The sequence below is a fragment of the Sulfurimonas paralvinellae genome (assembly GCF_014905135.1).
Classification (GTDB): Bacteria; Campylobacterota; Campylobacteria; order Campylobacterales; family Sulfurimonadaceae; genus Sulfurimonas; species Sulfurimonas paralvinellae.
Map to the genome: position 1 here is coordinate 1 of NZ_CP041406.1, position 22,390 is coordinate 22,390.

Below are 22,390 nucleotides of genomic sequence, written 5' to 3' on the forward strand. Positions count from 1 at the left end.
ACTTTTATAGTTATTCACATAAATTTAACCCTGTTTTATGCAAAACATTAGTATTATTCACATATAAAAGAAAAAATAAGGTTTTATGTGAATATAGGTCAAGAAGTTTTAGAAGCGCTCAAAGATGAGATTACTGAGATAGAATATAAACGTTATATCAGACATCTACAGTATGACAGTAAAAAATCTACAGGTGATTTGGCTCTTTTTTATGCCCCAAATGCACTGGTACTTAACTGGATCAAAAATAAATATACAGAAAAGATCGCCCATCTCTTTGAGATAAAGACAGGTTCAAAGGTCACTGTTCGTATCACACTGAAAAATACGACTGAAAGAAGAAAGAGTAAAAAAGTTGTAGAAGCAAAACAAAACTCTTCGCTTCTCAATCCTTCACACTCTTTTGATAACTTCATGGTAGGCGGCTCGAACCAGTTTGCCTATGCCGCTGTGAAAAGTGCCAGTGAAAACCCTGGGAAAGTATATAATCCTCTCTTTATCTATGGTGGCGTCGGTCTTGGAAAGACTCACCTCATGCAAGCAGCTGGAAACGTACTGCAAAACGAAGGGAAAGTCGTTATCTATACTACAGTCGAGCAGTTCTTAAATGACTTCATTCGTCATGTTCGTAACAAAACAATGGAACGTTTTCAAGAAAAATATAGAAAATGCGATGTCCTGCTTATCGATGATATTCAGTTTCTCTCAAATAAAGAGGGTATACAAGAGGAGTTCTTTCACACTTTTGAAGCACTCAAAGGCGCCGGCAAGCAGATCATACTCACAGCAGACAAACATCCTAAAAAGATAGGCGGTCTTGAAGCACGGCTCCAAAGCCGTTTTGAGTGGGGACTTGTTGCTGATATCCAACCGCCGGAACTTGAGACGAAAATAGCCATCATCAAGAAAAAATGTGAGATTAACAAAGTGAAACTTTCTGAAGATATCGTCAATTATATTGCAACGGTCATTGAGAGCAATGTCCGTGAGATAGAGGGGATACTTTCAAAACTTCATGCCTATTCACAACTGATGCATGTCGATATCGATCTCAAATTCACAAAGAATGTCCTCAAAGATCAAATGAATGAAAATCGTGAAAATCTCACAATGGATAAGATCACTCAGGTCGTTGCAAAGGATCTTAACATCAAACCAAGTGAAATTCGTTCAAAAGGAAGAAGTAAAAATATCGTTTATGCCCGTCGTATATCCATCTATATCTGCCGAGAGCTCACACAAAATACTATGCCCCAACTTGCTCAGTACTTTGGTATGAAAGACCATACAGCTATCAGTCATACTATTAAAAAAATCAATGATCTTATCAAAGATGATGAAGATTTTAGAGTAAAAATTGAAGAATTGAGCAATAAAATAACAGCATCTTCTTAGTTTTTTGTTAAAAAGTTTAAAAAAAAGATATAATTGTATAAGTGAATAGATGTGAAGTAAACCTTCATGCTTCATCACATCACAAAGTATGAGTTTCAAGAGGTTTATAGAGTGTTTTCACATATTCACTTACACCTACTACTACATACTGAAATTATTAAATAATATAGGGATTTTAAAATGAAGATTAATATATCTAAATCTGTCATAGAAAACATATTAGTCCATGCTGGACCTTTTCTAGAAAAAAAAGATACTTCACAAATCACATCACATGTCTATCTCAATGCTTCTCATTCAAAATTGACTGTTAAAGCCACAGATTATGAAATAGGTTTTTGTGTTACAACAGACAATGTCAATATTACCAAAGAAGGAAGTATCACTGCAAACGGTAAAAAATTTCTCGATATAGTCAGAATATTAAAAGAGGGAGATATAACTCTTGAAGTAATCAGAGATACACTTCATATATCTCAAGGAAGTTCCAACTTCAAACTGCCTACATTTTCATATAACGAATTTCCTGAATTTCCAAACTATGAAAATAAAGCACGAATATCTATAGATTCGCATACGCTCATAGAATCACTTAAAAAAATTACACCTGCCATTGATACAAATAACCCTAAATTTGAACTTAACGGTGCATTGATAGACATTAAAACCGATGTTATCAATTTTGCTGCTACAGATACAAGACGCTTAGCTGTAGTAACTGTGCAAAATCAAAGTGACAAAGAACTTTCCATCATCATTCCTAAAAAAGCGATCATTGAAATACAAAAACTTTTCTTTGACAATATCGAACTTTACTATGATGAAACAAATCTTATTATCCACTCTGAGCAATATACATTCTTTACAAAACTCATCAATGGTAAATTTCCTGAATATTCACGAATCATTCCAAAAGAGACAGCGCATAATCTGCTTCTTCCAAAAGCAGTAATGATAGATGCAATTAAACAGATAACGACAATATCTACAGATGTAAAAATCTCATTTTTAAATGACACTATTACTTTTGAAAGTTTAAGTGACGATAATATTGAAGCAAAAACAGAGATAACATTTACAACAAATTTCACAGAAAAATTTTCAATCGCCATCAATTCAAGATATCTCCTAGACTTTTTAAATTCTATTAACACTTCAGAGTTTACAATAGGACTCAATGAAGGGAATCTTCCATTTATTCTTCGTGATGAAAACTTCATTACAGTTGTCATGCCAATAGTCATTTAAGACTGTTGGACCCTCTTTTTTAAACCAATTTTATAAATCAAAACTTATTTTTATATTTATTTAGATAGAATATCTCTAATTATGCCGTGATGGCAATAAATGGAGTCTATTAATGGAACAAAATTACGGTGCTAGTAATATTAAAGTCCTCAAAGGTTTAGAGGCAGTTCGTAAACGTCCTGGTATGTATATTGGAGATACGGGACATCGCGGTCTCCACCACTTAGTTTATGAAGTCATTGACAACTCAATAGATGAAGCGATGGCAGGGTATTGTAATACTATTACAGTAACACTTACAAAACGGGGTACCTGTATTGTAAGTGATAATGGTCGCGGTATTCCTACTGATATGCACCCGACAGAAAACATGAGCGCGGCAACCGTTGTTTTAACCGTTCTTCATGCCGGTGGTAAATTTGATAAAGATACTTATAAAGTTTCCGGAGGACTCCATGGGGTTGGTGTTTCAGTTGTAAATGCACTCTCAGCTGATCTGCATATGACTATTTATCGTGATGGAAAGATCCATGAACAAGATTTCAAGATGGGTATTCCTCAAGGTCCTCTTGAAATAACGGGAACGACTCGTAAAACAGGAACCACTATTGAATTTGCAGCTGATCCTTCCATCTTTACAGAAACAGTAACGTTCGAATATGATTATCTTGCAAAAAGATTTAAAGAACTTGCATATCTTAACCCATTTATAACCATAAAATTCAATGATGAAAGAACGGATAAAAAAGAAGTCTATCACTTTGAAGGCGGAATTGCACAGTATGTAAGCGATATGAATAAAAAACAAACTGTTGCTAATGTTTACAGTTTCAGTGGAAAAGCAGATGATATAGAGTTTGATATAGCACTGATGTATAATGACTCCTATGAAGAAAAACTTGCTTCTTTTGTTAATAATATTCGTACTCCAAACGGTGGAACACATGAAGCAGGTTTTCGTGCCGGATTAACCCGTGTCATCTCAAACTATAATGCTAAAAACGGTGCTGCAAAAGAAAAAGATGTCAAAATCTCCGGTGATGATGTTAAAGAAGGTCTTATTGCCATTGTTTCGGTGCGTGTACCTGAGCCTCAGTTCGAAGGTCAAACAAAAGGAAAACTTGGAAATACTTATGTTCGCCCGTTGATTCAAAAAGCAACAGGTGAAGCTTTAAATAAATATTTTGAAGAAAATCCGTTAGAGGCCAAAGCTGTTGTTCAAAAAGCATTGATGGCAGCCCGTGGCCGTGAAGCGGCGAAAAAAGCGCGTGAGCTTACGCGTAGAAAAGATTCTATGAGTGTTGGAACACTTCCTGGTAAACTTGCCGATTGTCAAAGTAAAGATGCAAGCATCTGTGAACTTTACCTGGTGGAAGGGGATTCTGCAGGCGGTTCTGCAAAAATGGGCCGTGACAGAGTATTCCAGGCAATTCTGCCACTCAAGGGTAAGATTTTAAATGTTGAAAAAGCGCGTTTGGAGAAGATTTTAAAATCTGATGAGATCACGAATATGATTACGGCAATGGGTTGTGGGATAGGTGAAGAGTATAACGAAGAGAAACTCCGTTATCACAAGATTATCATCATGACCGATGCCGATGTCGATGGTAGTCACATTCAGACACTCCTGCTAACGTTCTTTTTTCGTTATTTTAGAGATATCGTTGAAAAAGGGTACCTCTATCTTGCACAACCGCCGCTTTACCGTTATACAAAAGGTAAGAAAAAAGAGATCTATTTTAAAGATGACAGAGCGATGAACGATTATCTTATAGATAATGGTGTAGAATCATTGGAAGTGGATGGAATTGGACATGACGATCTTGTTGCATACTTCAGAATGGTTGATCATTATGCGGCATCACTTGAAGCACTGGAGCGTCGTTATGCTCTTGTAAAACTCATTCGTCATTTTGTTGAAAATCCGGATCTTATCTCTCTTGGAGCGAAAGAGATGTTTGAAGAGATCAAGAAATTTTTGGAATCTATCAATAACAATATTCTTACATACACTATCAATGAAGAGTCAAATGAGATTCATCTTTTTGTTCAAACAGAGGGTGGGATGGAAGAGTTGCTTATAAATGATGAGCTTTTTGCCGCACCGCATTTTGCAGAAGCATCATTTGTCTACAACAAGATCAAAGAGTGGGATATCTCCTTTGATAAAGATTTCATAGAAGTTCTTGAAGATGTCAAAGAGTATGCGAAAAAAGGTGCTTATATCCAACGTTACAAAGGTCTTGGTGAGATGAATCCTGAACAGCTTTGGGAAACAACGATGACACCGGAAAACCGTGTACTTTTACAGATCAATATAGATGATGCCGAAGCTGCATCGGATGCTTTTACACTCTTTATGGGTGATGAAGTTGAACCACGTCGAAATTATATTGAAACACATGCAAAAGATGTAAAACACTTAGACGTTTAGATGTTATTACCTGAAACAAAAGAGAGGGAGTACCGATTTCGATTGGCACTTCGTATCGGCCTTCCTATCTTTGCTCTTATTATCGCTTTTATATCTCATACACTGATAACAAATTATCAAAATTTACACAGCTCTTTTTTTATTGAAGCAACTCTTATTATTTTAGTCAGTATCTATTTTATTTTTTATCTTATTTATAACGGTTTCAGCGTTAAAATTACTGATGATGTGACAAAAACTTTTACACGTGAATATCTTTATGAATATCTTCAAAAGGAGATAAAAGATAAAAAAGAGTACACGCTGATTCTCATCAGTATAGATAATCTCAATGATATCAATAAACTCTATGGAATTAAAAACGGTGACAAGATACTGCGTGAGGTAGCCTTATGGATAGCTGAGTACCTTAAAAAAGAGGGGATAGATAATTTTCCGATGGGTCATATAAAAGGTGGAGATTTTATTTTGGCCCTAGAGGGTCCAAAAGCTAAATATTCCACTATTTTGGAGTTGATGTGTCTTAAATCGAGTGAATTAAAGATAGGAGATATCGAGGTTAAAATATCGGGTGCCATTACTGATACAAGCTACTCACGCGAACTTGATTACCTTATTGAGAATCTTTTTGAACTCGTAGAGAAGAGAAAAAACTCTAAACAAAAAGATAGTGATGATGAAATGAATCCAAATGAATTGGAATCCATTATTATCAATGCACTTCATAACAGAGACCTTATTGTTATGTCACAGGATATTTTTGAAAATGAAGAAGTGGTTTTTCATGAATGTTTTGTCAAACTTAAAGCAAACAACACAAAAGTCATCTATCCCAAAACATATCTCAAAGTGATAAACAAACTGGGACTCGGGAGTGAGTTTGATCTTGCTGTTTTAGAAACAGTTTTACAAAAATGTAAAGATGAAGATAGGTTTTTCGCGCTTAATATTCTGCCGACATCGCTCAGAAACGAAAAGTTCTTATCACGTGCGAAAGAACTTCTTCGTGAGCATAAAACAAAACTCATGTTTGTTTTATATGAAGCGGAGTACTACTCATATACAAGCAGATACAACTCTATTATAAACAGTTTAAAAGATCTTGGTGTCTCTTTTGCGATTGACAGGGTTGCATCGATACATACAAGCTTCTTGTATCTGCGTGAGCTTGACATTGATGTTATCCGTTTTGATACCTACTACTCCAATGCAGAAAAGTTAGAGAAAAATCGTAGTATAATTGAAGGTTTTAATCTTATGGCACATGAAAAAGGAGTAAAATCCTGGATCAAGAACATAGAAGATGAAAAGACTTATGAGTTATGTAAAGAAATAGGCATAGATTATATGCAGGGAAAACAACTTGCCCTGTTGCAAGAGATAAAAAACTAGGAGAGTGAAAATGAAATATGGTGAGAAAATTGTGAGTGAATTTGATGTTGAAAAAGATTTGGAGATATGGCCGAATGAACATGAGAGAGAGTATCTCATAAAGATGACTCTGCCGGAGTTTTCCTGCCTCTGTCCAAGAAGCGGATATCCCGATTATGCGACAATATACCTTGAATATACACCGGATAAATGGGTGGTAGAGTTAAAAGCCATAAAACTTTACATTAATTCATTTCGTGAGAGACATATTTCACATGAGAACTCTGCCAATGAAATTTACGGAGTTTTAGAAAGAAAACTCAAACCAAAATATATGAAAGTAACGGCTGATTTTAATCCACGTGGGAACGTGCATACGGTTATAGAAATAGACAGCTCTAAAATGACAAAATAAAAAGGTATTGTGATGTTTAAGAGTATTTTGGGAAGAAAAAAAGATGATCAAAATGATATAACTGCAGAAGATGCAGCTTTGATTGAAAAAATATCTACAATGAACCTGACTGAAATGCGCTCTTACATCAAGAATAACATCAAAGATTTTGAAGTGAGTGAAGAGGGGCTTAACGCTGTGCTTCATCGTCTGACAACGCAGGATAAAAAGAGTCAATCCTATTATCTAAAACCAGATGATATGGATTCAAAAAAGAAGAAGGCTTTTGATCTTGTTTTAACAATTGCAGAGAATAAAAAAATAACATTTGAAACAGTTGATCTGATGCAAAAGTTTGTGGAGACATATAAAGATATTATTGAAGCCTATGACAAAGAACATAAACAAATATATGATTCACGTTTTGTCGATGCTGTTAATCTTGCACTTGAAAATATTAATAAAAAAGTAGCTTTGAAAAATAAAATGGATATTTTAGGAGAGAACAACTCTTCTGTGTAGCCACTCCAGTGCCTCTTCTTTTGTTTTAAGCTCTTCTTTCATCTGTAGTTCATAGGCTGTTGAGAGTATATTTGAGAACTCTTTAGATGGAGTGAGCCCTGCAGCGATAAGATCTCTTCCTTGTAAAAAAGGTTCGAGTTTTTTTTCTAATATTCCCAATTTTTGAGCCTTTTTTCTTAATCTTACTATCTGTTGCTCTTTTTGCGGATACAGAGCATGAAGATAGTGAAAATAAAGGTTGAGCTTTACTTTGTTTGCCACTTTGTAGAGAGTATAATTTGTCACCTCTTCAAAATCAAACAACGTCTCTGTTAATAAGCCGACAGTGTGAATAAGTTTTTTATCCTGCGTCAATTTTTCTAAAAATGTTTGCCTCTGTTTATGAGTAAACTGTGAACAGAGTACGGCTAATAGAAGTGTGAGTTTATCCGGACACTTCAAGGAGTTAGAAATTTCTTTTGCGTTGTCGAGTGCCGTAAGCATTTGAAGGAACTTCTCTTCATCAAGTGTTGTAAACTCTGAAAAAAAAGTAAAAGCAGAGAGATTTTTAAGAAGTTTGAATGCATGCGATGGATGAGGTGAAAGCAGTAAAATCTTTTCTATCTCTTTAAATATGCGTTCACGAGGCAGTTGCCCAAGAACGCCTTGTTGTATCATCTCTTTTGAAAGAGTAAAGAGGTTTTTCTCTATTGTAAGCTCAAATCTCGAAGCAAAAGTCACACCTCGAAGTACACGAAGTGGATCTTCGCCGAATTTTTCTAGATCGACCGCCTGCAGTACTCTGTTTTGTAGATCACGGATTCCATGATATGGATTGAGTATCTCACGGATGGACACATCATACCCAATGGCATTTATAGTGAAATCTCTTCGTCTTGCAGCACTCTTAAAGTCCATATGTGAATCCACACTGACACTGAAGCCTTTGTGTCCCTGTGCAATTTTTGAATCTTTTCTAGGAAGTGAAAAGTCCAGATCAAGATCATCATAAAGAAGTTTGACAACACCAAAACTTTTGCCGACACTATTGACAGAGCCAAACTCCTGTAAAATTTTTTCTACCTTTTCTAAAGAATCAATATTGTAAAGCTCAATGTCAATATCTTTTGATTTGATGTTTAAAAAGAAATCTCTTACAAATCCACCGACAAGAACAGGCTTAATGCTAAAATTATTTAGTTTATCAAATATAATATTTAATTTATTTGGATATTCAAATTTTTTCATTATTATTATTTTGTTTTCCTATTTAAAACTTTATCAAAAAGAGAGATTTTCCACACATTTTATAAATGTATTGGTCATTATAACACTAATTTAACGGGTATGTAATAGAAATTTAGGTATAATCGCGAAAATTTTTCCCACATAGAAGGAAACTGCAAATGCAAAAAATTAGAAATATTGCCGTTATCGCTCACGTTGACCACGGTAAAACTACACTGGTTGATGGTTTACTGGAGCAATCCGGTACATTCGGTTCACATGAACAACATGATGAAAGAGCTATGGATAGCAATGATTTAGAAAAAGAACGTGGTATTACGATTCTTTCTAAAAATACGGCTATTCGTTACAAAGATTATAAAATTAACATTATTGACACTCCGGGCCACGCCGATTTTGGTGGAGAAGTTGAACGTGTCCTAAAAATGGTTGATGGTGTTTTAGTGCTTGTCGATGCTTATGAAGGTGTTATGCCACAAACTAAGTTTGTTGTTAAGAAAATGCTTGCACTTGGTAAAATGCCGATTGTAGTCATTAATAAAATTGACAAACCTTCAGCAGACCCAGAACGTGTTGTTGATGAAATGTTCGACCTTTTTGCAGCTATGGGTGCAACAGATGAGCAGCAGGATTTCCCTGTTATTTATGCTGCTGCTCGTGATGGTATGGCAAAATTAGATATGAATGATCCTGATGGTAACTTTGAGTGTATCTTTGAAACGATTTTAGAACATGTTCCAGAGCCGGAAGGTGATGCAGCCAATCCGCTTCAAGCACAGGTATTTACACTTGACTATGACAACTACGTTGGAAAAATCGGTATCAGCCGTATCTTTAACGGTACTGTTAGAAAAGGTGACAATGTTATGCTTGCGAAGTCTGACGGTGAACTGGTTAAAGGTAAAATCTCGAAACTTATCGGTTTTCACGGATTGAACCGTATGGAGATCGACGAAGCAGAAGCTGGTGATATCGTTGCATTTGCAGGGATGGAAACAGTAGACGTAGGTGATACGATTGCTGATCCTGAAAACCCTGTGGCCCTAGATCCTATGCACGTTGAAGAGCCTACTCTGACCGTTGTATTTGCAGTTAATGATTCTCCACTTGCCGGTCAAGAAGGAAAACACGTAACATCGAACAAACTTAAAGACAGACTTGAGTTTGAGATGCGTACAAATGTTGCAATGCGTCTTGAAACTATCGGTGAGGGTAAATTCAAAGTCAGCGGACGTGGTGAACTTCAGATCACTGTTCTTGCTGAGAATATGCGTCGTGAGGGTTATGAATTCTCAATCAGCCGTCCGGAAGTTATCGTTAAAGAGATCGAAGGTGTGAAATGTGAACCGTTCGAACATTTGGTTATTGATGTTCCTGAAGATTTAAGCGGTACAGTTATCGAGCGTCTTGGAAAACGTAAAGCAGAGATGAAATCTATGCTTCCAATGGGGCAAGGCTTCCAACGTATTGAGTTTGAAATTCCTGCACGTGCACTTATCGGATTCCGAGGACAGTTCTTGACAGATACAAAAGGTGAAGGTGTAATGAACCACTCTTTCCTTGAGTTCCGTCCGTTTACAGGTGCTGTTGAGTCAAGAAGTTATGGTGCGCTTATCTCTATGGTAGATGGTGAGACATTGGCATTCTCACTTTTTGGTATTCAGGACCGTGGTGTTCTTTTTGTCGGTGTTCAGACAAAAGTATACGAAGGTATGATTATCGGAGAGCATTCACGTTCAAATGACCTCGTAGTCAATCCTATTAAAGGAAAAGCACAGTCAAATGTACGTTCAAGCGGTGCCGATGAAGCGATCAAGCTTGTTCCGCCGCGTGATATGTCACTAGAGCGTGCGTTAGAGTGGATCGAAGATGATGAACTTCTTGAAGTCACACCTGAAAATATCCGTATCCGTAAAAAATACCTTACAGAAAACGAAAGAAAACGCCACTCACGTAAAAACAAATAAGTTTTTACTTCTATGCTATACTTGTAATAATTTTTTACAAGGATAGCACAGTATGTACCTTTTATCACTTCTTATCATTGTAGTTTTAGTCTACTTCTTTTTTCAACACAACAACACACTTCTTTTACTCATTACTCTAGCAATCGGCGGCTATATTGTCTATTCACATGAGACAGGGCATACAGCAACTGAATTTAAAAATGATATGGTTAACTCTATCAATGATGAAGCGCAGGGATTTGAGGGCAGAAAAGGGATTAAGCGTTTTGATCCGCAGAAGATGAAAGAAGAGGTTGAAGGAAATCAATAATCTCCTCTTCAAGCCAGTACTTTGGCCGCAGCAGTGTTCCTGAAATAAAGCCCACATGACCACCATGATCGAGTATTTTCAGTTGTACTGAGGGTGAAACCTCTTGTTTTGTCGGAATGACCTCAGGTGTCATAAAAGGATCATCTTTGGCATGAATAATAAGCGTCGGCGTCTCTATTTTGTTTAAAAACTGTTTTGCACTGCTTTTTTTATAATAATCCTCTGCCGATTCAAAACCGTTAATCTTTGCTGTATAGGCTTCATCGAAAAGCTTGAAATTTTTGAGTTTTTTGATATCTTTTTTTTGGAGGCCTATGAGTTTTTGCATATCATATTTTTCATATTTTTCTTCCAGTGCACTACGGAGATCTTTGAGGAGCAGTTTCTGATAAAATCGTGAAAATCCTCTGTTCATCTGTGCAGAGGATAGTGCAAGCTGCATAGGTGCCGATACACCTACAGCAGCATTGAGTAAAGAGTCTTTTTGCGTCTCTCCAAGATATTTCAGCAGCATATTGGCTCCGAGTGAATAACCAATAGCACCAAGTTTTGCGTGAGGATAGCGATTTTTTACGCTTTGTATAAACTCTGCGGCATCGTGTGTGTCACCACTGTGATAGGAGCGTGCTTTGCGATTGTCCATGCCGGAACATCCTCGAAAATGCATGACAACACAAGATATTTTGGCAGCATGAAGCGCCTGTATCATTCCCTGAATATAGATAGATTTATGCGATCCTGCCAGACCGTGAAAGAGGATAACGACAGGTGTTGTGTTAGTATGATTTGTTAGCGTGTACCAGCAAGCCTCTACAAAATCGCCGTCACTGAGTTCAAATATTTCACTCTTACAGTCAAGCGATGGCAGCTTCCTGAAAAATGAAGCGTATATGGTTTGCAGATGTCTGTTTTTTAACAGGAACGAGGGTTGAAAATTCATACTGCTATCTTATCAAAATTTTATCTACAGATGGCTATAATCATATACTTACTAATAAATCGAGGAAACCACATGAACAGAAAACAGATATACAATCCGGATTCAACAGAAAATGTAAATGACAGAAAAGTTTTCGGTGGTAATCCGACAGGGATCTTTGAACTCAACAACATCAAGTATCAGTGGGCATATAATCTTTGGGAGATGATGTTAAACAACACATGGTTTCCAAAAGAGGTCGATATGACACGTGATGTCAATGACTATAAAAACCTGACAGATGCGGAGAAAACAGCATATGATAAAGCACTCTCACAGCTTATCTTTATGGATTCACTGCAAACGAACAATCTTATAGACAATGTCAATCCTTATGTGACGGCACCGGAAATTAATCTTATTTTAGTGCGTCAATCTTTTGAAGAGGCACTGCATTCACAGAGTTATGCTGTTATGGTTGATTCTATTTCGACAAACTCTGAAGAGATCTACGATCTGTGGCGCAGAGATATGATGCTCAAGCATAAAAATGACGCTATTGCAGCCGTTTACGAAGAACTTTCAGAAAATCCGACAGATACGAACTTCTTAAAAGCCTGTTTTGCAAACCAGATCTTAGAGGGCATCTACTTCTACAGCGGATTTACCTATATCTATACACTTGCACGTGCAGGGAAGATGTTGGGAAGTGCACAGATGATTCGTTTTATTCAGCGTGATGAAGTGACGCACCTCGTTCTCTTTCAAAATCTTATCAATACTCTTAGAAAAGAGCGACCGGATCTTTTTACAGAACAGCTTAAAGCTGATGTCTATGATATGTTCAAAAAAGCGGTAGTGCTTGAGAGTGACTGGGGTAAATATATTACACAGGGACAGATTCTTGGACTTACCAACGAAATAGTTGAGCAGTATATTCAGTATCTTGCAGATGATAGACTTGCTTCTGTTGGTTTTGAAAAACTCTACAATGTCAGCAATCCTATCAAATGGGTTGATGATTTCGCAAAATTCAATGATCAAAAAACAAACTTCTTTGAGGGTAATGTAGCCAACTATTCAAAAGGAAGCCTCTCTTTTGATGACGACTTCTAAAACTTCCGGTGAGTACGCTCTGTGCTCACTTCTTTTTGAGACAACTCCCGATTATGAAAAAAATCTTCAAACATTGCTTGGTCTTATCAGCGAGACAAATGATAAAAGTCTCATTGTTGCACCGGAGGTCTGTTTAACAAGTTATGATTATGAAAATATGGAGGTGATGCTCCGTTTTGCTCCTCACGCAACAGCAGCATTGAAAAAGGCTTCACGCAAGAAGATCATTATACTCACAATGTTGGAAGAGCGTGAGGGTGAAGTTTATAATTTTGCAAAAGTGTTTTATAACGGCGGAGTCGTTTATGAACGTGCCAAGGCAAAGCTCTTTCGTTTTGGAGATGAACATAAGTATATGAAAGAGGGGAGTGTCGATGATTTTGAGATCATTGAAGTTGATGGCATCAAGATAGCGGTTTTTATCTGTTTTGAGCTGCGTTTTAAAGAGCTGTGGTGTCAAAGTGAAGGTGCGGATGTTATCGCTGTGTCATCTTGGTGGGGAGAGCTTAGAAGTGAGCATTTTAAGATTCTCACGCAGGCACTTGCTTTGATGAACCAGTGTTATGTGGTTGCGAGTGATTCAAAGAACAGTGAATGTACGAGGCTCAGCGGTATCATTGACCCGCAGGGAAAAGAACAGAGAAATGGGAATACGCCTTGCTTAACGCAGGCATACAGTAAAAAAGAGATAAGCCTTATGAGGCGATATATGGATGTAGGTATTGGATAGAATAACAGCGACAAAAACAGCACGTATGGCCGATGAGATAGAGAAAAATTTTCCTCTCTCACCTGAAGTAAAAGCGGCAATAGCCAAAACAAACAGAGAAGCCTTTGTTCCTATGGGTTTTAGAAATCAGGCTTACAAGCTCGATGCACTTCCAATCAGTGCCAATCAGTACATTTCATCACCTCTGACGGTTGCCAAGATGACGGAGTATCTTTTTCCGCGCGGCGCAGACAGAGTGCTGGAAGTTGGCTGTGGCAGCGGCTATCAGGCAGCGGTACTCTCTCAGCTCTTTCGTGGTGTTTTTACCATAGAACGCATAGAGCCTTTGATACTTGAAGCAAAAAAACGCTTTCGTGAGCTGGGTATCAATAATGTCCATACACGTACGGATGACGGTCAAAAAGGGTGGATACAGTACGCTCCCTATGATAGAATTCTTTTCTCGGCAACGGCGAAAGAGATACCGCAAAAACTATTTGAACAGCTCGCTGACGGCGGCATTTTAGTCGCACCGATGGAGCGTGACGGCAAACAGGTCATCACCCGTTTTTTAAAAGATGGTGAGCGAATCATCGAAGAGGAACTTGAAGATTGTGATTTTGTTCCTGTTTTGGACGGTGTTGTTAAATAGTTACTATAAGCTTTTTATTGTAAAATAAGAAGAATTATTCACAATAGGGCTGATTATGGAAGAGATGTACGGTATACAATATACAAGACCACAGGTTGTTCTGCTTCAAGAGACGGGCATTGGTGTTGCTGAAACAGCAGCACGAACTTGTTATGACAGTTTTACTAACAGTGAGAATGATGTTATTAAAAACATAGAGCATAAACTCCCTGATGCCGATATGTGCGATACACTCAATGAAATAGAAGATTCCGCACTACTCGAAGATCTTGCTTGGACCTATTTTCACCACTCTATTTTAGAACATGCAAACCTCTCTTATCTTGTACGCGGCACCTCACGCGGCGTATTGCAAGAACATGCCCGTCATCGTATTCAAGCTATCTCGGTTCGTTCTACCCGTTATACAATGAGCGGTATTATCAATGCCTTTGTAGCATCGAAGCATGGAGGGGACAGAGACTTCTTTATTGATAAAGCAGCGGAATTTGATATGTTTGTGACTGCTGATGCTGCATATAACCGTTTAGAGATCGGTGCGATGTATGACAAACTTGATTTTCAATCTCAAAAGATAGAAAATTTTTATGCCACTGCTGTTGCAAAGAGTTCCCTGCCTTATTTAAAAGAGCTCAACGGTAAACCGCAAGAGATGTATGAAGTGCTGCAAAACGGCAAGAAAAAGCGTAATGTCGGGGATGCTTTCAAGCATATTGTCACCGATAACTGGAAAGTGGATATGGTTGTGACTTTCAACCTTCGAAGTCTGAAAAATTACTTCACATTGCGTGAAAGCGGTGCTGCATACTTTCAGATACGCTGGCTCGCTCAGGAGATGATGAAAGTCACTCCAAAAAAATATCTTGATTTGATTATCAAAAAGAAATAGGAAACAAAATGATGAAATATATATTTGCTCTTTTTGTGGTACTTGGTTTAAGTGCCTGCTCACAAGTAAAAATAACCGCTTCTATGTGTGATGAGATAGCCTCAGACCCAAGTCGTCCTCCAATGCCTCAAGAGTGTAGAGACTACAGTAAAAAAGAGGCGGATAAAGCTTTTGACAAAGTGAGTGATGAGAAAAAAGTCTCTGATAAAGACCTAGAGTTTAACAGAGAAAAGTAGTATAATTCGAAAAAATTTTAAAGTAAGGAAAAAATATGGCAAGAAGTGAAGTATGTGAGTTATGCGGCAGCAATGAAGGTGTGGAGCTTATCGAGCTTCCTGTAAGCGATGGGAGTGAAGACCAAAGCATCTATCTCTGTGCAAACTGTAAAGGACAGATAGAGAGCGGTGAACTTGATGAGACACATTTTAACTGCCTCAACGATGCAATGTGGAGCGAAACACCTGCTGTAAAAGTGATGAGCTATATCCTATGGAATAAGCTTGGACGTTCAGATATGACTGATATGATGTATCTTGAAGAAGATGAACAAAAACTTGCAGATGCGGCAATCAATGCAGAAGCGAACAAGGTAGTTTTCCGTGATGCAAACGGTGTTGAGCTTCACGCAGGAGACAGTATTGTCATCTTAAAAGACCTTGATGTAAAAGGTGCCGGCTTTACTGCAAAACGTGGAACGACAGTAACAAAGATAGCACTGCCGAATGATATGGACGATCATGTTGAAGGTCGTGTGAACGGTACGAAGATATATCTTAAAACAGAGTTTATCAAAAAAGCCTAATGCAGCCACAGGAGCGTTTTTATAAGATAGATAAGGATTTTCGTAACCCTTTCGCCCGTGACAGAGACAGAATCATCCATTCAGGCAGCTTTCGAAAGCTTGAGTATAAAACGCAGGTCTTTTTAAACCATGAGGGTGATTTCTTTCGTACACGCCTCACGCACTCTATAGAGGTCTCTCAGATAGCACGCTCCATTACTAATCAGCTTGGGCTTAACGAGTCCCTTGCCGAAGCAATTGCCTTGGCTCATGATCTTGGGCATACCCCGTTTGGACATGTCGGCGGTGATACTTTGGATGAGTGCCTTAAAGCAGATGGCTTTGCAAATGGCTTTGAGCATAATTTTCAAAGCTTCCGTGTTGTGACAAAACTTGAGAAACGTTATAAAGATTTTGACGGACTCAATCTTACTTTTGCAACGTTAGAGGGCATACTCAAGCACTCTTATCCGTACAAGAAACCTTTTTTGCCAAAGATCATAGATAAGCAGTTTGATCTGGACAAACATCCTTCTTTCGAGGCTATGGTCGTTGATCGTGCTGATGAGATAGCCTATATGAGTCATGATATAGACGATGGTGTCAACTCCGGACTTATCTGTTTTGATGATCTCAAATCAAGTGAACTGGCACAGGAAATTTTGGATAAAGTGGCGCAAGAGGGTGTAACGGATGAGAATGACGAGATGTTTCGTTATCGTTTCAGCTCGCATCTGATTAACCATCTTGTCTATTCACTGCTCGCATACTCCAAAGAGCGTGTAGAAGATAAAGAAGCCATGCCAATAGGTTTTGAAAAAGAGCTGGAAACAAAGATAAAAAAGCTGAAAAAACTTCTCTTTAACAAGATGTATCAACACAAAAATATCGTACGGCGCATGTATGCTGGAAAACAGGCTGTTCGAAGTCTCTATAAAGGATTGATGGAAGATGAAAAAATGCTTCCTAGGTTCTATTATGATCAACTGCAAAACCGTGCAAAACATCGTGTCATATCTGATTATATAGCGAGTATGAGTGATAGATATGCCTTGAATTTTCATAATGAAATGAATGGCAAATTCTAGTTGTATGAAATTCATATTTCTCTGTTTATTACTTTATTCTTCTTTGGCGGCACTGCAGAATAGTGATACAAACAGCACTAATAAATTGTCTGTAGATGAAACAAAGCTTATAAAGATCGAAGACACCTCAGGGCTTTCTGAAGATGAGGTGCGACAGGTTGCCAAAAAGATAGATAAAAAAGAGGCGAAAAAGAATAAAGAGATAAAAAAGAGAGTACGCTGGGAAGATCTCTCTCCAACACCAGTGCAGAGTGATTGGGTTGAGACAAAATCGGGAGAGTGGTTTCGCGGAAAGATCAAAGGTTTGTACAATGATAAACTTGAGTTTGACAGTGATGAAGTAGGTGTGTATACCTTTGATCTTGATGATATAAAGGCTATCAAAAGTTATCAGATTCTGAGTGTAAATATAGAAAACTTAGCTTCCATCAGTGGGATACTTCGTCTTGATGGTGATAAACTGACAATCATTCAAGGTGATGAAAAATATCTGTTTCCGAAATCACAAATAGTCTCTTTCGCACCAGATGCAGAGCTTGAGAGAAATCTTTGGTCAGGCAAGATCACTTTCAATCTTGATATCAGAAGTGGTAATACAAAGCAGGCGGATTATGCATCACAGATTGCTTTGAAGCGAAGAACCGCCAGATCAATTCTTGCCTTTGATTATCTTGGTCGTATCTCCTTCAAAGATAATGAAGAGATAGCCAACGATCATCGCATCAATGAAAAATATGATAGATATATAACACGTCATTTTTTCTGGACACCGCTTTTTAGTGAATATTATACAGATAAATATAAAAACATCAAGCATCAGGCAACAGCAGGTTTTGGTCTAGGTTACACACTTATAGATACAAAAAAAACACTCTGGAATCTATCGGGTGGACCGGCGGTAATTTATACACAGTTCTATACAGTTGAAACAGGCCATAATGGCAGCAATTATTCACCGGCAATGGAGCTGAGTACGAAGTTTGAACGGGAACTCTCTGCTATAACAGATTTTACCTATGATTATAAATTGACATTCTCAGACAGAGATGCCGGTGTTTATAAACACCATATGATTATTAAATTTGAAAATGATTTGACAAGCTGGTTTGATCTTGATTTCACTGCAATTTGGGATTATGTTGACAAACCGACTGAAGATGCACAGGGCATCAAACCAAAATCGAGCGATTACCAGTTTTTAGTCGGTCTTGGGATAGAGTTTTAGTCCCCCTAGATTTGAGAGACTTTCGTCACTAGCTCTACTGTAGAGTTTTCAATCTGTTTGACCTTCATTTTAATGGTATCTATGGATTCTTTTGTTGTATTCATCGTTTCAAGTTGTGAAACCGTCAGATTTTTGGAATCGTAAGCTTCTGTTTTAATGATTTCGGAGTTTTCTGTATCGGCAATACTTTTTTGATAGGTGATCTCCACTTCCTGATTGGCTTCGCTCAAACTTGATTGAAGCTCTTTGGATATTGCAACAAGTTCAAGCGCAGATTGGGCATTGGCTTCGACACTGCCGCTGGCATCGGCAATACTTTGGACGATCACATTGACACTTGCATTGATCTCTGAGAGGGATCTTTGCGTATTTTCGGCAAGCTTCCTGACTTCATCGGCAACAACGGCAAATCCACGTCCATGTTCACCTGCCCGTGCAGCTTCGATGGCAGCATTGAGTGCCAGGAGATTGGTTTTGTCCGAGATGTCGGATATGATAGTTAAAATACCTTTGATGTCTTCTGCATTGGCTGTCAGTGATTTGAGATTATCGCTAACGGCAATCTCTCCGTCATGTGTTTGGATAATCTGATCTTCAAGTGTTGACATCTGTGCTACAGAGCCGTTTATCTTGTCTGCAACAAGTTTTAGACTCTCAAGAACCTCTGCAGAAAATTCAAGATTGCTATCGGATTCAGTAGCTATAATGGTGAGTTTATCGAGTAGTTTTTGACTGAATTCTTCTGAAATATTAAAGTTATTTTGCAGTGTTGTCAAAGAGTTGTCAAGTTCATGCAGTTCTTTGTCTAAAACAGTTGAAGCAGCACTGAGGTTTTTAGCTTCATTCACTTTACTTGTAAAATCATTAATAAGTTGAACCATTGTTGCATACTCTTTTGAGAAAGTAAGTTTCATATCGATTTTATCCCCGGCTTTAAAGTCCGAAAGTGTAGAGATGATCTTTTTGGCGGCATCGACACCGTTGATTTTTTCATCGAGATCATGTACAAGTATAACAGCTGCAATAACAACCTGTATAATTTGAGAGATGATATTGTCGGTGAAAACAAAAGCATTTATAAGTAGTAAAACTATACCGACCCAGTGAACAAGACGCATGCGAAGAAAGAGTGAAGTCATGATTGTATCCCCAATATAAACATAGTTAGAGATATTATAACACGTAGTTTTGATTTTTTATTGAAAGTTTGGAAGTTTTTTAAAGAGAGAACGAAAGCCCGAAGGCTTTTCGCTTAGAGTCGTGATTCGTAACGTCTCATCATATAAAGACGTTTAAGCATTTTCTTACGAGATGCAATTTTGAATTTCTTACGTTTTTCAGTCTCTGTTTCGTGGAAACGGCGAGCACGAGCTTCTGTAACGATTAAGTTACGGTCAACTTGTTTTTTGAAACGTCTGTAAGCAGCATCAAAGTTGTCATCTGGGCGTAGAACTATACCTGGCATATCACATCACCCACTTTCTGTTAAAATTTGAAATGGAAGTATACCTAAATATCTTTTTTATTGCAATCTTTTGCGTCGCCAAAGATACATCTTCGGTTTTTAATGAGCCTGTAGATAAAAAAGCCAAAGGGAATAACAGCAATTCCAAAACTCATATAGGCCTGCGTGAGCAGGTTATGCAAATAGAAGTTGTAGCCAGCTGCTAAAATGGCAATAGTTATCAATAGACACATAAAATGACTCCTTAATCTTTTTGTATTGTAGCATAAACAGGCGGTGGCTAAAGCTTTAAGATATTTATTAACAATAAATATGTGCCAATAACTAAGTACAAAAGTAATAGACTTTTTTATAACATAATATCCAAAAGGAGTTTGTTATGAGAAAAACAATAAAGAAATATCTCAACATCTATGTTGTTACAGCTTTGATAGGCGGTTTTTCTGTTTTATATCTTTTCTCATTCGCTTTTGTGCTCAATGATGTTACAGGTGGCTCAAGCAGGGAGATGAAGAAAAAATATTGTAAAAAGAATCCTGATGAATGTAATGTTACTTTGAAAAGGCAAAAACTTAGATCTTCTGACAGGAAATAATTTGCGGAAGCTCTTGAATACTTTTTTGTAGCTCTTTTAAAAAACAGTCGATGGTATTGTTAGGTTTTAGTTTATAGATTACCCACTTTCCACTCTGTGAAGTCTCTACAAGGTCTGCCTCACGCATCTGTTTGAGATGGCGTGAAACAAGTGGCTGCGATAGTTTGAGCGTGTCACAGATCTCACAGACGCAGAGTTCCTTTTCACGCTGCATCAGTCCAAGTATCTTAACACGATTAATGTCTGACAATATTTTGGCTGTTTGAACTAATTTTTCCATCTAATCTCTTTCGAAGCTTTATTATATAACAATTCTGTTATATGAATTATATCATAAAAGGATTGAATTATGAAAAAATTACTACTTGTACTTATTTTAGGCTTTGCATCACTGCAGGCAAACTCTGGGGAGGAAGTCTATAAAGCAAAATGCGTATCGTGTCATGTTATGAAAGGGATGATGGATGAAACTCAGATGAAAGCAATGCGTCAAAAAATGCAAAACGCTTCAAAAGAAGAAAAAATGGCGATGCGCCAGATGATGATGCAAAAAATGCAGAAAAGTGGTATGAAAGCACCTCCGATGCCTATGGTCTCAAAACGTTTAAAAATGATGTTGAAGAGTCGTGCAGAGTTCATTACATTTGTTGAAGATTATATTCAAAATCCTTCAAAAGAGAAAGGTTTTTGTATGCCGATGGCATATAAACGATTTGGAACAATGCCACCAATCGGTAAAAGTTTAAGTAAAGAAGAAAGAACTGCTGTTGCTTCATGGTTATATGATAACTTTAAGGGTTCTTGGGGCGGTTCGATGGACGGTAAAATGTGCGAGATAAAAAATAAAAATATGAAATGCGGTGCAGGAAAATGCGGCGCTAAAAAGGGCAGCATGAAGTGTGGGGCCGTAAAGATACAAACACACTAGGTTTATGATGGAATATATAACACTTTTTTTAGATGCCCTCCTTGATCTTAGCAATGCGATGGCTCCATATATACTCTTTGGTCTGATCTTTGCAGGTTTTTTACATGAACTTGTTCCCGATACCATTGTAAAAAATCATCTTGGCAAGGACTCTATTGTCTCTGTCATCAAAGCGACGATTTTTGGTATTCCTTTGCCTGTTTGTTCCTGTGGAGTTATTCCTCTTGCGACAAGCATCAAAAAAAGTGGTGCAAGTAATGGCTCTACACTTTCATTTTTAATCTCTACCCCGATTACAGGGGTTGATTCTATTTTAGCGACCTATGGAATGTTTGGCTGGGCTTTTACCATTTACAGAGTAGTGACTTCCATGATTATTTCCATAATTGCAGGGATTTTATCTAACATCTATGTTACAAAAGAAGAAGAGAAGCCAAAACCTGCATTTAGTATGGCAGCTCCATCGCAACAAAATTCTGTAATGAACTTCTCAGCTGTGCAAAAAACAAATACCGATGCAGAAGAAGAAACATGCAGTGATGACAGTTGTTGCAGCAGCGGTGAGAGCTGCGATGATAAAAAAAGCTGTATGGTAAAAAGTGCATTTTCATATGCCTTTGGTACACTTTTAAAAGATATAGCATCACCGCTTCTCGTCGGTCTGCTTGTTGGTGCTTTAATAACAGTTGCCGTCCCTGATAACTTGAGTGAGATACTCATCAAGTATAACTGGCTTTCATATATCATCGTTATAGCTATTGCCGTACCAATGTATGTCTGTGCTACAGCATCGTTGCCGATTGCAGCAGGACTGATGCTCGCAGGTGTAAGTCCGGGTGCTGCGTTTGTCTTTTTAAGTGCAGGACCTGCTACAAATACTGTGACAATAGGCGTCGTAAAAAAAATGTTAGGTACACGAACACTTTATATTTATTTGGGAACTATCATTATTGGTTCACTTATCTTTGGACTTGGACTTGATTATCTCTTCCGTGATGTGAATGTAAAAGAGCTGGTACATATGGATGAGCATGCAAGTTTGATTGCCTGGGCTTCGACATTTGTGCTTTGGGGATTTGTGCTTTACTATGTAATAAAATCGTATTTTTTGAAAGAAAAAGAGTGCAGCGACGGCAGTTGCTGCTCGGCTTAGGG

General features: G+C 37.7%; 25 protein-coding genes. 19 read left to right on the plus strand and 6 right to left on the minus strand.

Annotated features, from left to right (window positions below; all coding sequences use genetic code 11):
* Positions 1-87 precede the first annotated feature (87 nt).
* The 6 genes from dnaA (at position 88) to FM071_RS00030 (ending at position 7,364) form a co-directional block, all read left to right on the plus strand.
* Entirely contained in the window at positions 88-1,395 is a 1,308-nt protein-coding gene (dnaA, locus tag FM071_RS00005; protein WP_193110924.1) for a chromosomal replication initiator protein DnaA, read from the plus strand.
* Positions 1,396-1,575: 180 nt separating this feature from the next.
* Positions 1,576-2,643, plus strand: a complete 1,068-nt coding sequence (dnaN, locus tag FM071_RS00010; protein WP_193110925.1) for a DNA polymerase III subunit beta — start codon at positions 1,576-1,578, stop codon at positions 2,641-2,643.
* Between the two features lie 112 nt (positions 2,644-2,755).
* Positions 2,756-5,077, plus strand: a complete 2,322-nt coding sequence (gyrB, locus tag FM071_RS00015) for a DNA topoisomerase (ATP-hydrolyzing) subunit B (protein WP_193110926.1) — start codon at positions 2,756-2,758, stop codon at positions 5,075-5,077.
* Complete coding sequence (locus tag FM071_RS00020; RefSeq protein ID WP_193110927.1) at positions 5,078-6,469, plus strand: EAL domain-containing protein; 1,392 nt, start codon at positions 5,078-5,080, stop codon at positions 6,467-6,469.
* Positions 6,470-6,479: 10 nt separating this feature from the next.
* Positions 6,480-6,863 carry a preQ(1) synthase gene (queF, locus tag FM071_RS00025; RefSeq protein WP_193110928.1) on the plus strand — a complete coding sequence of 128 codons (384 nt, stop codon included), beginning with the start codon at positions 6,480-6,482 and terminating at the stop codon, positions 6,861-6,863.
* Between the two features lie 12 nt (positions 6,864-6,875).
* Positions 6,876-7,364, plus strand: a complete 489-nt coding sequence (locus tag FM071_RS00030; RefSeq protein ID WP_193110929.1) for a hypothetical protein — start codon at positions 6,876-6,878, stop codon at positions 7,362-7,364.
* Here the strand turns inward: FM071_RS00030 and FM071_RS00035 are convergent.
* Positions 7,338-8,591, minus strand: coding sequence for a CCA tRNA nucleotidyltransferase (locus FM071_RS00035; RefSeq protein WP_193110930.1), 1,254 nt, complete (start codon positions 8,589-8,591; stop codon positions 7,338-7,340). The genes FM071_RS00030 and FM071_RS00035 overlap by 27 nt on opposite strands.
* Before the next feature lie 158 nt (positions 8,592-8,749).
* Between FM071_RS00035 and typA the strand changes: the two genes are divergently transcribed.
* Both typA and FM071_RS00045 read left to right on the plus strand, forming a co-directional pair.
* Entirely contained in the window at positions 8,750-10,558 is a 1,809-nt protein-coding gene (gene typA / locus FM071_RS00040) for a translational GTPase TypA (protein WP_193110931.1), read from the plus strand.
* A 52-nt stretch (positions 10,559-10,610) separates the two neighbouring features.
* Positions 10,611-10,868, plus strand: coding sequence for a hypothetical protein (locus tag FM071_RS00045; protein ID WP_193110932.1), 258 nt, complete (start codon positions 10,611-10,613; stop codon positions 10,866-10,868).
* Here FM071_RS00045 and FM071_RS00050 read toward each other — a convergent pair.
* Positions 10,816-11,808: a hydrolase gene (locus tag FM071_RS00050; protein ID WP_193110933.1), complete on the minus strand. Its 993-nt coding sequence runs from the start codon at positions 11,806-11,808 to the stop codon at positions 10,816-10,818. The two genes, FM071_RS00045 and FM071_RS00050, sit on opposite strands and share 53 nt — an antisense overlap.
* Before the next feature lie 72 nt (positions 11,809-11,880).
* On the opposite strand from FM071_RS00050, the gene FM071_RS00055 reads away from it, so the two are divergent.
* From FM071_RS00055 to FM071_RS00090, 8 genes are read left to right on the plus strand one after another with little or no spacing between them, the layout of a single operon-like run.
* Positions 11,881-12,903 (plus strand): ribonucleotide-diphosphate reductase subunit beta, encoded by a 1,023-nt coding sequence (locus FM071_RS00055; protein WP_193110934.1) that lies wholly within the window; start codon positions 11,881-11,883, stop codon positions 12,901-12,903.
* Entirely contained in the window at positions 12,890-13,633 is a 744-nt protein-coding gene (locus tag FM071_RS00060; protein ID WP_193110935.1) for a carbon-nitrogen hydrolase family protein, read from the plus strand. The genes FM071_RS00055 and FM071_RS00060 overlap by 14 nt, the downstream gene beginning before the upstream one ends.
* Entirely contained in the window at positions 13,626-14,264 is a 639-nt protein-coding gene (locus FM071_RS00065; RefSeq protein WP_193110936.1) for a protein-L-isoaspartate(D-aspartate) O-methyltransferase, read from the plus strand. The genes FM071_RS00060 and FM071_RS00065 overlap by 8 nt, the downstream gene beginning before the upstream one ends.
* A 55-nt stretch (positions 14,265-14,319) precedes the next feature.
* On the plus strand, positions 14,320-15,153 hold the full coding sequence (locus FM071_RS00070) for an FAD-dependent thymidylate synthase (RefSeq protein WP_193110937.1): 834 nt from the start codon (positions 14,320-14,322) through the stop codon (positions 15,151-15,153).
* A gap of 8 nt (positions 15,154-15,161) precedes the next feature.
* Positions 15,162-15,389 carry a hypothetical protein gene (locus FM071_RS00075; protein WP_226960536.1) on the plus strand — a complete coding sequence of 76 codons (228 nt, stop codon included), beginning with the start codon at positions 15,162-15,164 and terminating at the stop codon, positions 15,387-15,389.
* A 35-nt stretch (positions 15,390-15,424) separates the two neighbouring features.
* Entirely contained in the window at positions 15,425-15,955 is a 531-nt protein-coding gene (locus tag FM071_RS00080) for a PhnA domain-containing protein (protein WP_193110938.1), read from the plus strand.
* Positions 15,955-17,022 (plus strand): deoxyguanosinetriphosphate triphosphohydrolase family protein, encoded by a 1,068-nt coding sequence (locus FM071_RS00085; RefSeq protein WP_193110939.1) that lies wholly within the window; start codon positions 15,955-15,957, stop codon positions 17,020-17,022. Before FM071_RS00080 ends, FM071_RS00085 begins: the two co-directional genes overlap by 1 nt.
* A 4-nt stretch (positions 17,023-17,026) precedes the next feature.
* Positions 17,027-18,247, plus strand: a complete 1,221-nt coding sequence (locus FM071_RS00090; protein ID WP_193110940.1) for a DUF481 domain-containing protein — start codon at positions 17,027-17,029, stop codon at positions 18,245-18,247.
* A 5-nt stretch (positions 18,248-18,252) separates the two neighbouring features.
* Here the strand turns inward: FM071_RS00090 and FM071_RS10825 are convergent, their stop codons facing one another.
* The 3 genes from FM071_RS10825 to FM071_RS00105 all read right to left on the minus strand — a co-directional run bounded on the left by FM071_RS10825 (position 18,253) and on the right by FM071_RS00105 (position 19,945).
* Complete coding sequence (locus tag FM071_RS10825; protein WP_193110941.1) at positions 18,253-19,386, minus strand: methyl-accepting chemotaxis protein; 1,134 nt, start codon at positions 19,384-19,386, stop codon at positions 18,253-18,255.
* A gap of 113 nt (positions 19,387-19,499) precedes the next feature.
* Positions 19,500-19,712, minus strand: coding sequence for a 30S ribosomal protein S21 (gene rpsU / locus FM071_RS00100; protein WP_151901446.1), 213 nt, complete (start codon positions 19,710-19,712; stop codon positions 19,500-19,502).
* 44 nt (positions 19,713-19,756) lie between these two features.
* On the minus strand, positions 19,757-19,945 hold the full coding sequence (locus FM071_RS00105; protein ID WP_193110942.1) for a hypothetical protein: 189 nt from the start codon (positions 19,943-19,945) through the stop codon (positions 19,757-19,759).
* Positions 19,946-20,091: 146 nt separating this feature from the next.
* Here FM071_RS00105 and FM071_RS00110 point away from each other — a divergent pair, with 146 nt between their 5' ends.
* The gene (locus tag FM071_RS00110) at positions 20,092-20,307 is read left to right on the plus strand and encodes a hypothetical protein (RefSeq protein ID WP_193110943.1); all 216 of its coding nucleotides are present in this window, start codon (positions 20,092-20,094) and stop codon (positions 20,305-20,307) included.
* Here FM071_RS00110 and FM071_RS00115 read toward each other — a convergent pair.
* Positions 20,285-20,587: an ArsR/SmtB family transcription factor gene (locus FM071_RS00115; protein ID WP_193110944.1), complete on the minus strand. Its 303-nt coding sequence runs from the start codon at positions 20,585-20,587 to the stop codon at positions 20,285-20,287. The genes FM071_RS00110 and FM071_RS00115 overlap by 23 nt on opposite strands.
* 69 nt (positions 20,588-20,656) lie before the next feature.
* Between FM071_RS00115 and FM071_RS00120 the strand changes: the two genes are divergently transcribed.
* Together FM071_RS00120 and FM071_RS00125 are read left to right on the plus strand one after the other, a co-directional pair.
* Positions 20,657-21,235, plus strand: coding sequence for a c-type cytochrome (locus FM071_RS00120; protein ID WP_193110945.1), 579 nt, complete (start codon positions 20,657-20,659; stop codon positions 21,233-21,235).
* 7 nt (positions 21,236-21,242) lie between these two features.
* Complete coding sequence (locus FM071_RS00125; RefSeq protein WP_193111976.1) at positions 21,243-22,388, plus strand: SO_0444 family Cu/Zn efflux transporter; 1,146 nt, start codon at positions 21,243-21,245, stop codon at positions 22,386-22,388.
* The last annotated feature ends 2 nt before the right edge of the window (positions 22,389-22,390 follow it).

Coding starts and splice junctions, on each gene's coding strand:
- FM071_RS00045 (WP_193110932.1), top strand. CDS start 10,611: ATGTACCTTTTATCACTTCTTATCATTGTAGTTTTAGTCTACTTCTTT.
- gyrB (WP_193110926.1), top strand. CDS start 2,756: ATGGAACAAAATTACGGTGCTAGTAATATTAAAGTCCTCAAAGGTTTA.
- typA (WP_193110931.1), top strand. CDS start 8,750: ATGCAAAAAATTAGAAATATTGCCGTTATCGCTCACGTTGACCACGGT.
- FM071_RS10825 (WP_193110941.1), bottom strand. CDS start 19,386: ATGACTTCACTCTTTCTTCGCATGCGTCTTGTTCACTGGGTCGGTATA.
- FM071_RS00060 (WP_193110935.1), top strand. CDS start 12,890: ATGACGACTTCTAAAACTTCCGGTGAGTACGCTCTGTGCTCACTTCTT.
- FM071_RS00080 (WP_193110938.1), top strand. CDS start 15,425: ATGGCAAGAAGTGAAGTATGTGAGTTATGCGGCAGCAATGAAGGTGTG.
- dnaN (WP_193110925.1), top strand. CDS start 1,576: ATGAAGATTAATATATCTAAATCTGTCATAGAAAACATATTAGTCCAT.
- FM071_RS00090 (WP_193110940.1), top strand. CDS start 17,027: ATGAAATTCATATTTCTCTGTTTATTACTTTATTCTTCTTTGGCGGCA.
- FM071_RS00075 (WP_226960536.1), top strand. CDS start 15,162: ATGATGAAATATATATTTGCTCTTTTTGTGGTACTTGGTTTAAGTGCC.
- FM071_RS00085 (WP_193110939.1), top strand. CDS start 15,955: ATGCAGCCACAGGAGCGTTTTTATAAGATAGATAAGGATTTTCGTAAC.
- FM071_RS00105 (WP_193110942.1), bottom strand. CDS start 19,945: ATGTGTCTATTGATAACTATTGCCATTTTAGCAGCTGGCTACAACTTC.
- FM071_RS00110 (WP_193110943.1), top strand. CDS start 20,092: ATGAGAAAAACAATAAAGAAATATCTCAACATCTATGTTGTTACAGCT.
- FM071_RS00030 (WP_193110929.1), top strand. CDS start 6,876: ATGTTTAAGAGTATTTTGGGAAGAAAAAAAGATGATCAAAATGATATA.
- queF (WP_193110928.1), top strand. CDS start 6,480: ATGAAATATGGTGAGAAAATTGTGAGTGAATTTGATGTTGAAAAAGAT.
- FM071_RS00125 (WP_193111976.1), top strand. CDS start 21,243: ATGGAATATATAACACTTTTTTTAGATGCCCTCCTTGATCTTAGCAAT.
- FM071_RS00020 (WP_193110927.1), top strand. CDS start 5,078: ATGTTATTACCTGAAACAAAAGAGAGGGAGTACCGATTTCGATTGGCA.
- FM071_RS00035 (WP_193110930.1), bottom strand. CDS start 8,591: ATGAAAAAATTTGAATATCCAAATAAATTAAATATTATATTTGATAAA.
- FM071_RS00070 (WP_193110937.1), top strand. CDS start 14,320: ATGGAAGAGATGTACGGTATACAATATACAAGACCACAGGTTGTTCTG.
- FM071_RS00115 (WP_193110944.1), bottom strand. CDS start 20,587: ATGGAAAAATTAGTTCAAACAGCCAAAATATTGTCAGACATTAATCGT.
- FM071_RS00050 (WP_193110933.1), bottom strand. CDS start 11,808: ATGAATTTTCAACCCTCGTTCCTGTTAAAAAACAGACATCTGCAAACC.
- rpsU (WP_151901446.1), bottom strand. CDS start 19,712: ATGCCAGGTATAGTTCTACGCCCAGATGACAACTTTGATGCTGCTTAC.
- FM071_RS00120 (WP_193110945.1), top strand. CDS start 20,657: ATGAAAAAATTACTACTTGTACTTATTTTAGGCTTTGCATCACTGCAG.
- FM071_RS00055 (WP_193110934.1), top strand. CDS start 11,881: ATGAACAGAAAACAGATATACAATCCGGATTCAACAGAAAATGTAAAT.